The organism is Collinsella sp. D33t1_170424_A12 (genome assembly GCF_015554865.1).
GTDB lineage: Bacteria > Actinomycetota > Coriobacteriia > Coriobacteriales > Coriobacteriaceae > Collinsella.
On record NZ_JADNJJ010000072.1, the window covers coordinates 1 to 2,884 of the forward strand.

Sequence of the window (2,884 nt, forward strand, 5' to 3'; positions counted from 1 at the left end):
TTCCCGCAGTCGATTATTTCGTGCCCGAGGCGGTGGCCCCTATGAGTAATCTGCTCGAATCCATTCTGCGCGTCGCGATGACCGTGTTCATCGTCGGCCCGCTCATCGCATGGGTCGCCCGCCGCGGCGCGCGCGAGCGCAGCGAGGCGACGGACAGCCTCGATTGCTTTACCGTCCGCATGCCCGCCGTCATCCGGGTGATCCTCGCCTGCTGCGCGGTCGCATTCGAGCTGCTCATGCTCGCCGTCTATGTATGGCAGGGCGTCTCGCTGGGAGAGTGGGACCACGAGCTCGTGTGGTTCGGCCACGCCATGGCGCTCGCCGGCATGTCCATATGGGTCCTGCTGAGCATCCCGCGCCTCGATGTCGACGGCGACCGGATCGCGTCGCGCAACGTTTTCGGCGCGCGCAGGGAGACGACTTTCTCCAACATCACCCGAGCGACGCTGCATGCGCAGATGATGAGGATCGACCTGTATGAGGGCGAGCGGAAGTTCTGCTCGATCAGCCTCGAGGGCGTGTGCTCGCTCAACTTGATCGCGCGTCTCGAGGAGGAGGGCATCGAGATCTCCGACGCCGTCGAGCGTCCCATGACCAAGGCGGGGCTTTGCTGGACGGCCATCAAGCCGCTCACGATCGTGTTCAACGGCATGGCGCTCGTCTTCTCGCTCGTGATCGCGTTCATGGCGTTCTTCACCGACGAGGGCATGCGCCTGCTCGTGCTCGTCCCGTTCCTGTTCCTGTTCATAGGGGTCGCGCTGCCCCTGTTCATGCTCAGCATGCCGACCCGCGGCATCCTCGAGATCGGAAGGCAGGAACGCGAGCTCGGTTTCTCCTTCGCCGAGGAGATGGCGGGCCGTGGGGCGACGGGCACCTCGCTCGTGGACGATGACTGGTTCATCGAGATCAGCAACGCTCGCGTGGTGGCATTCCGCCGCGACTACCTCAAGAAGGTCGCGGCGTATGAGGGGAGCGAGAGCGGCGACCGTTGCGCGGTCACGGCCGTGGACGGCCGCAAGTTCAAGGTCTACGCCGCCGGGAGCACCCTGGAGGACCTGCGCACGTGGTTCAAAGAGGGCGCACGGTCCCGATCGGCCATCGATCGCGCCGAGGATTCGCTCGAGGCGATCGGCTAAGGGCTGCATGAACCTGACCTGTGAGTGCTGGGACGAGACCGTTGGCAGGAATTGCCGATTTTGAGTCTTTTTGCACGCATGAATGGCCGATGTATAACGACAAGGGTGCCGTGCGAGGATATTCGGCATGTTCTCAGCGATGGATTCATGGACAGGTGTAAGCGTTTCCGGTTGCTGGTAGCGCGATTGGATGCGACGCGTTTTGGCGGGGCTGTTGTCTCATGCGGTGAGGTGACTCAAAATGTGCAAATAATGCCAGCGGTCTACGAAAGAGTCATCGGAATTAGCAATAAGCGACATCTGTAATTTATCTGTATGCACTTTAGATGCAGTTCTATGCAATCTATGTAGCGTTGCGTGTTTTCCTCATCAACCTGAATTATGTAATGGCATGAGGTAATAATCTAAAGGTCATTAACGGGGTTACCTACCGATGGTGCAATGGACCGGACTGGAGGCTTGCTGTGGCAACAGAAGAGCAGGTGACGGAGATGATCCGCCTGGCGGAACGCGTTCACTCCTCGGAGGCGTTTCGCTGCATGGATGAGGCGAACGCGGGAATCGGCGGCACGATGCGCATGCTGGCCGAAGCGCGCAAGTCGGGTACGGTCGTCACCGCCGGCGCCATCGCGGAGAAACTCGGCGTGTCTACGCCGCGTGTAGCGGCCCTGCTCAAGCGCCTGGAGTCTAAGGGCTTGATCGCGCGCCGCCGCAGCGCGGTGGATGCGCGGGTGACGGAGGTCGTCCTTACCAAAGAGGGCGCTGCGCGCGTGGAGACGTTCAGAAGCGAGGTGCGGGCCCAGGTCGCTATGTTGATCGACGAGCTCGGCGAGGAGCGCTTGCGCGAGTTCTTCATAACCGCATCGGAGATCCGCGCCCGCCTGCGTCCTCCTACCATGCAGATCTAGGACGCGCCGCTATCGGGGGCGCCGACGGGGATCCACGGCTGATGCCCCAGCGCGCCGAATCGGAGGCGGGGGCCGGTCGCTCGGGGTGCTCGAAGCGGTCCGGCGGGCTTGATCGCCGCCGCACCCGCGGCGTTCCGCCAATTTCCCCTGAACTACGAGCGATTCCGATGTAGATCGTGTTTATAAATACCTTATGGGGTTAGATAAGGAGAGATGTCGTTGTTTAAGCTATTTCGAAATCTGACGAAACGGGAATGGGGGTTGGCCGGCCTGGCATTGGCGTTCATCGTCGTGCAGGTTTGGCTGGACCTCAAGTCCCCGGAGTACATGGCCGAGATCACGCGGCTCGTGCAGGTCGAGGGGTCGACCATGCCGCAGATTCTCGCCGCGGGCGGCAAGATGCTCGGCTGCTCGCTCGGCAGCCTGCTTGCGGCGGTGGCAACGGCGGTGTGCTCCGCTCGCATCGCCACCGGGTTCGCGGGCACCGTTCGCTCGAAGCTTTTTGCAAAGGTGCAATCGTTTTCCATGGAGGAGATCGGGCGCTTTTCCACGCCGAGCCTCATCACGCGTTCCACGAACGATGTCATGCAGGTCCAGATGCTCATCGTGATGGGTTTGCAAATGCTCATCAAGGCCCCCATCACCGCGGCGTGGGCGATCACCAAGATCGCCGGCAAGCGATGGGAGTGGACCGTCGCCACCGGCGTCTCCATCGTGGTGCTGCTCCTCGTGGTCGCCGTGTGCCTCGTGATCGCAACGCCGCGCTTCCGTCGCATGCAGCGCCTTACCGACGACCTCAATCGCGTCTCGCGCGAGAACCTGTCCGGCCTGTCCGTTATC

Annotated in this window: 3 protein-coding genes; all 3 read left to right on the plus strand. The window is 62.1% G+C overall.

What is annotated here, in order from left to right; all coding sequences use genetic code 11:
• Positions 1 to 1,136 (plus strand): hypothetical protein (locus tag I2E26_RS03565; protein WP_370551433.1); only part of this gene is annotated, 1,136 nt, incomplete at its 5' end.
• Positions 1,137 to 1,600: 464 nt separating this feature from the next.
• Positions 1,601 to 2,044, plus strand: a complete 444-nt coding sequence (locus I2E26_RS03570; protein WP_195419635.1) for a MarR family transcriptional regulator — start codon at positions 1,601 to 1,603, stop codon at positions 2,042 to 2,044.
• Positions 2,045 to 2,263: 219 nt separating this feature from the next.
• Positions 2,264 to 2,884: ABC transporter transmembrane domain-containing protein (locus tag I2E26_RS03575; protein WP_255519221.1), on the plus strand; the 621-nt coding region annotated here is incomplete at its 3' end.